Genomic DNA, 6621 nt, shown 5'->3' with positions numbered 1-6621 from the left:
CAAACAAAAACAGGTTATCTCCAAAAACCTTAAGGATTTTGAAAACCTGCTGTCCGGTTCCGGGTTTTGCAGGGTACACAACTCCCACCTTATCAACCTAAGTCACGTCAAAAAATATATCAAGGGCGATGGCGGCTACGTCATCCTCACTGATGACCACCATGTGGATATTTCCCGCAGAAGAAAGGATGCCTTTTTGGGAATGTTGGATAGGGTTTAAGACCTTCGGATTTTTTTACAAGTATACCGGCTATTCAAGAATTCCCACCACATATAAAATCATTTCCTCCATCTATTGAGTATAGCTCGGAATGTCATTATGCTGCCTATACCTTCATGTTCAATATAAAAAACAACATGATGATCACCAATCGACAATTATTCCTGTCCCATCTGGCCCAGACCACGCACTTTCCGTTATTAGTGGAAATCGAGCGTGCCGAAGGCATGTACCTTTATGGCCAAAACGGTCAAAAATTAATGGACCTTATTTCCGGTATCGGGGTGAGCAATATCGGCCACTGCCATCCGAAAGTGATAGCGGCCATCAAAGATCAAGCGGATCGGTACCTGCACGTGATGGTCTACGGTGAAATGATACAGAGCCCGCAGGTACAGCTCGTGGAAAGGCTATTGCGAACCTTGCCCAAAAAATTGGATAATTGCTATCTCGTGAATTCGGGCAGTGAGGGGGTAGAAGGTGCGTTGAAACTGGCCAAACGGTTTACCGGGCGGGCGGAACTGATCTCGTGCCACAATAGTTACCACGGCTCTACCCATGGTGCGTTATCGGTCTGCGGCAACGAAACCTTGAAACAAGGGTATCGTCCGTTGCTTGCGGATGTCAAGCATATTTCCTTTGGTAAAATCGAAGATCTATCCGAGATAACCACCAATACGGCCGCCATCATTTTGGAAACCGTGCAGGGCGAGGCAGGCGTAATCGAGGGAAGCAAAAAATACTTCGCCACCTTGAGACGGCGCTGTGACGAAACCGGTGCCTTGTTGATTTTGGACGAAGTTCAAACAGGATTTGGGCGCACCGGAAAGTTCTGGGGGTTCGAACATTACGACATCGTGCCTGACATCATCGTATGCGCAAAGGCCATGGGTGGCGGTATGCCCATCGGTGGTTTTATCGCCCCACGACATATCATGGATGTTTTAAAGAAAAAACCGATCCTCGGGCATATCTCGACCTTTGGCGGCCACCCCCTAAGTGCCGCCGCCGCATTGGCAAACCTGAAAGTGTTGACGGGGAGTGGCCTTATCGACCAGGTCGAAAGCAAGGCCGAATTGTTTAAAAAATACCTTCTTCATCCGGCCATTCGCGAAGTACGGAATGTCGGATTGCTGATGGCTGTGGAATTCGAGTCGTTCGAAATCGTAAAAGAGGTCATCGATAGGGCCTTGGAACTGGGCGTGTTGACGGACTGGTTTTTATTCCATAATAATTGCATGCGCTTGGCCCCGCCCCTGATCATTACCGATCCGGAAATACAAATAGCCTGTGATATTATTCTTTCGGCCGTGGAGGATGTTCTGTATTCGGAAGAAATTAAAAAAAGCGAAATGATGCTATAAACTTAACCTAGGGTCACATTACTTTCCGACCAATGATACAGCCGAATCTACCATCGATACAACTCCAAAGGAAATACGCTTTCGAGTAGGTTAACTTTATTCCAGGATACTCTGTGAGCCCCCTGCCCGTCCGGCAATCGGGTAGGTGCCTTCTCTGTGAATCCCTGCCTCGCCGGATAGGCAGGTCTGAGTAGTAGCTGTTACACAGAGTTTCACTGAGAAAAAGAGTTTCACTGAGCACTTGTAAACCAATACACGATTGCCATGTCAACGGAAAAATTTGACAACGACACCTTTTTCAACGACTTACGGAAAAAAGAATATGCCAGGCTTGACGCATCGGGCCAGGTCTATCTCGATTATACGGGCGGCAATCTCTATCCGAAAAGCTTGCTGGATACCCATTATCAATATCTACAAAATGCGGTATACGGCAATCCACACTCCTCAAACCCCACATCGCTGCTATCGGAAAAATTTGTGAACGAGGCCCGGCAGAAGGTGCTCGATTTTTTCAACGCAGGGGATTACTATTGTATTTTTACCCCAAACGCTACCGGGGCGATTAAGATAGTAGGGGAATGTTATCCCTTTGCGGCAGATACCCATTTTTTGGGTACCGCCGATAATCATAATTCCGTGAACGGCATAAGGGAATATTGCCTGAACAAGGGAGGAAGTTATTCCTATTGTTCCATGGACCTTACGGATTTCTCAATTGATGACTCTGAACTGAGCGAACAGCTGGGCCGCTATCCCGATAAGAAAAACAGGATGTTTGCCTTTCCCGCCCAATCGAACGTTACGGGAGTTCAGCATTCGCTGGAATGGATCCAAAAAGCGCACAAACACGGCTGGGACGTACTGCTCGATGCCGCCGCTTTTGTACCGACTTCCAAATTGGATCTATTCATCGTCCGACCGGATTTCGTCGCGCTATCGTTCTACAAAATTTTTGGCTACCCTACGGGAATCGGATGCCTTTTGGTCAAAAAATCAAAATTTAACCTATTGCAAAAACCTTGGTTTTCAGGCGGTACGGTAATTTTATCCTCGGTCGCGCACGGTGGTCATTTTTTAAAAACGGACCATGAACGGTTTGAAAACGGCACTATCGATTATTTGGATATCCCCGCCATTGCAAACGGACTCGACTTTATGTCCGCCATCACCATGGATAGGATCACCGAACGGATCAGATCACTATCCCAACTTGTCCTTTTAGGTTTACAGGAACTCCGCCACGATAATGGTCGACCGCTCGTAAAACTGTACGGACCGAACCATGTGGGGAACCGCGGAGGTACTTTTCTACTGAATTTTTTTGATGTGGATGGCGATCTCTATCCCTTTCAACATATAGAACAATGGGCCAATGCGGAAAAGATCTCCCTTCGAACGGGTTGTTTCTGCAATCCTGGCATCGATGAACTGAACCACGGCCTGCCTTCCGAAGGATTAAAAAATTATTTTACCAGCAGGGAAACGGGCGACTACGACGATATGGTCCGTTTTCTGGGAAAAGCAAGGGGGGCCGTACGCCTTTCCATCGGTTTTCCGACACTACCCTCGGATATAGAAAAGTTTATGGGCTTCGCCAAGAAACTGGTCAGCCGCACTGTTCTTGGGAAGGAAGTATTGGTTTCTGACCAAGTATCAAACAATTAGCTTTTTTAGCTCCCCGCTTCCCACCTATCCACCCAAACCCGCCACTTACAAACCCCGCCCTTCCATCCATTGATCTCGAATAGTAGTGTCGAGAGGTTCATAGTAGTTTTACGCCAACAATTTTCCCCACCAAGATTTCCCCCACAAACATTTCCCCCGAAAATTTCCACGGTTTTAACCTAAAATAGAAAGCTATGTATTATTTCGGTGTATTTAAAAGTAGTTTCGGGAAGGGCATACTAGGTATCGTATTGGTATTGACTTTTTCCCCAATACAATCGCAAGCCGATATTCAGGCCTGGTTCAAAAAAGGCCAGGTATGGATCGTATGGGAGAATACCGATCCCAAGCCGGAGATCTATGAAATATATCAAAGTGAAACGGCCGCCGTCTCTACCAATGATGCTGTACTTATCGGGAAGTTGACCGAGTGGGATTGGATGGCCGGCGCGATCAGGGACCAATTGAAAAAACGGGATTTTAATTGGAACATCCCACATCCGACAAAAGACCGTAGCATTCAACTTGATACCATAAAGAACCTGTTCGTATACACGCCCCATGCGGCGGGAAGCAGCTATTTCGCCGTTGTGAAACAGGGGGAGACCGTGATAACGTCCGGTGTAAACGGAACCGCTTCCGCCGTAAGCTATAGTTATGATCCCTTCAACGATCCGGTCACCTGCCATCTTCAAAGCAGTAAGGTTTTGCCATCAGGGCACAATAGCACGTTTTGGGCCATGTGGGCAGATGGGCAAGAGGAACACTGGAACGGCCGACCCGACTTTCCCGTAATGGCCAATCCACCCAAAAATGGCCAGCCGAACGTATTTATTGTAAGCGAGGCCATCGGTATGGATACTACCCAAGGGGGAAAAATACCCGCCACTCTTTGGTTGCACGGAGGGAAGGGCAAGGCGTTTCAATCGTTGCCAAACGATAGGCCCGAGGTGAACATAATGCCCCAAGAGGGCATTTTGGTGGCCCACAACGATGATTTCGCACAATATCTTCCCAATACCAACGAGTATGTCGATCAGCCCAGCAATACCCAGTTTTTCGGATGGGCCAAGAACAAAGACCCCTATGACCTGGTCAATAACGTGGTGCTACAGAACGATACCGTTGTAAATTATACCCAGCGTAGGTTGGACTGGACCAACGATTGGCTGATAAAAACCTATAACGTAGACCCCGAACGCATACATGTCAACGGCCACAGCATGGGTTCGGGCGGGGTCATTGCCCTGATGAAGGCCTACCCCGACCGTTACGCCACCGCGACCATATTCAATAACGGGCTGGATGGTTATGACGACACCGGCCAGGGATATAGTCTGTTCGGGGATAAGTCCTGGAACAACCCCACTAACCTGTATCGAAGGGACGGCACGAACGTACATGTGATAGAGGCCTTCAACCTTACCGATCTAAATTCCGAAAAGCGCGATCTACCGCTCGTACGGATGTTCCACGGAAAAAACGACAGTTCTTGGAGCGATTTTGTCGTTGACCAATACAAGGATGCGGACTCCCTGGGCTTCGGTATGCAATTGTATTGGAGCGAAAGGGGCCATGGCTTGGAAACCTGGTGGTTGAACAACGACCATTGGACCTATGGCGTTCAGGATAATATGCAAACCATTCGGGAAAATGTAGCCTACGAGGAAACCAAATACAGGAATATGTCATTTCCGGCGTTTTTTGACCATCGCTTGGACGAACAGGTACGGGATCCCGGCGATGGCACCGAGGGTACCAGCACCACGGGCGGTGGAAGCGGCGACGATTGGGGCACCTTTGGCGGGTACCATGACTGGAATACGGAGACCTTGATGGACGAGCCCTGCTCTTGGCAGGTTACCGCATGGTTAATCGACGGCGCGGTATTCGCCAATGACAACAGTCCGCAAGATTCGCTCATGGCTTCGCTGGCCATCCGAAAACCGCAACATTTTCTGCCCGAAGCCGGTACCTCGGTCTATTGGACCCAGATCGACTCCCTCACGAATACGGTCGTTGACGATGGTGTCGTACTTACGGATCCGGACGGTCTGGTCGCGGTAGACAGTATTGTACTGCACCGCTATCCGGAAAAATCGATCCTCACATTTAGTAAGGCCCCGTTGATCGCGGATCCCCTCGCCCAAATGGCTTCCCCCGCTGGGAAAGAATCTTCCCAGAGCGCGTTACGGATATCCGCCGGGACAAATGGACATACAAAACCCCAAATCCTACTTAAAAATACCTCCGGAAAAATTCTGGGAAACCGGAAAACCCAAAAAATTATCAAACTGCTACAGCTAGAAAGTGTACGACCGGGGGAATACGAACTGGAAATCAAGAGTATTTCGATGCCCTCGGAAAAATAAACAGTAACGCCAAAAAATAAAAATATGGAACTCTTATCGATTGCCAAGCTAAAAAAAGAGGTGTGCCCTTTGCCACTTATATAAGAGTGGCGACCACCTACACATCGGCGACCGCCACCGGTGAATCGCGGCCGGGAGCAACCTTAATCCTATCTTAATTTTAACATCACTATCTCCCCCACGACCTTTATCGAATGTTTAATCTAAAAATGAAAAGCCATGTATTCTATTGGAAAAAAATCAAAAATCGTAAGTGTATTCGGGAGATGCCTTCGCCTGCTCCTAATTTTCGGATCGATCGTAATCTGCATCGAAGCTTGTAGTAAGGACGAGGAAAATTTGGAAAAAGATCCACCGCCTAAAGAGAGGCCCTCTGAGGATGGCCTTAAGGGCGGGGGCCAGGACACCATCATTGCTTCCCACGACCTTTTATCAAAAGTTTAACCTTAAAAAAAAAGCCATGTACACCACTGGAAAAAAAGTAGCCATTACGAATGTTTTGGGGAGATGCTTTCGTATACTCCTCATTTTTGCGGGCATCGCCCTTATGATCGCCGCCTGTAGTAAAGACGAGGTGGAACCGAAAAACGATCCGCCCCCAAAGGAAAATCCCCCCGTCGATGGAAGCCAGGGTGGCGGAAAGGATACGATCGTGACGCCGTCCGACTCCATCGATGCCGATGTGGTGTCGCAGTATTTGAAACTGGTAAACGCCACCAAAATTCCCGGCCAGCCGCCCGCTGGCGGCGATGGTCCCATCTGGAACGACGTAAAGGATACCCTTTACTTGATGCGGGGCCTTCCCGTGGGCGACAGGGTGAGTTTTCTGCACGACCCTGCGATCAATATTACGGGTTTTTATGTGTACGTGCCCGGGGCCTCCTATTATTACGATGTACCGAACGTACCGGAAGAAGGTAAGGATTCTACCGACGTAGTCTATGTGGATGCGGAATTTCCCGTGGCCGATTTTGTGGACTATCCCATCTCTTTCCCC

At 48.5% G+C, this 6621-nt stretch carries 6 protein-coding genes; all 6 read left to right on the top strand.

From position 1 onward, the window contains the following. On the top strand, window positions 1-220 hold a 220-nt coding region (locus ACEW8S_RS04125; protein WP_373516917.1), incomplete at its 5' end, for a LytR/AlgR family response regulator transcription factor. Window positions 221-336: 116 nt separating this feature from the next. Continuing rightward, window positions 337-1584, top strand: coding sequence for an aspartate aminotransferase family protein (locus ACEW8S_RS04120; protein ID WP_373516916.1), 1248 nt, complete (start codon window positions 337-339; stop codon window positions 1582-1584). A gap of 264 nt (window positions 1585-1848) precedes the next feature. Beyond that, a complete protein-coding gene (locus tag ACEW8S_RS04115) occupies window positions 1849-3252 on the top strand; it encodes an aminotransferase class V-fold PLP-dependent enzyme (protein ID WP_373516915.1) in 1404 nt (467 codons plus the stop codon). A 194-nt stretch (window positions 3253-3446) separates the two neighbouring features. Next, window positions 3447-5624, top strand: coding sequence for a hypothetical protein (locus ACEW8S_RS04110; protein WP_373516914.1), 2178 nt, complete (start codon window positions 3447-3449; stop codon window positions 5622-5624). A 219-nt stretch (window positions 5625-5843) separates the two neighbouring features. After that, entirely contained in the window at window positions 5844-6068 is a 225-nt protein-coding gene (locus ACEW8S_RS04105) for a hypothetical protein (RefSeq protein ID WP_373516913.1), read from the top strand. 16 nt (window positions 6069-6084) lie between these two features. Beyond that, window positions 6085-6621, top strand: a 537-nt coding sequence (locus ACEW8S_RS04100; RefSeq protein WP_373516912.1) for a hypothetical protein, incomplete at its 3' end; no start/stop codon positions are given.

This window comes from Pricia sp. (genome assembly GCF_041745955.1).
In the GTDB taxonomy this organism is placed as follows: Bacteria; Bacteroidota; Bacteroidia; order Flavobacteriales; family Flavobacteriaceae; genus Pricia.
The sequence above is the reverse complement of the archived record's forward strand: the minus strand, read 5'-3'. Positions and strand labels throughout refer to the sequence as shown.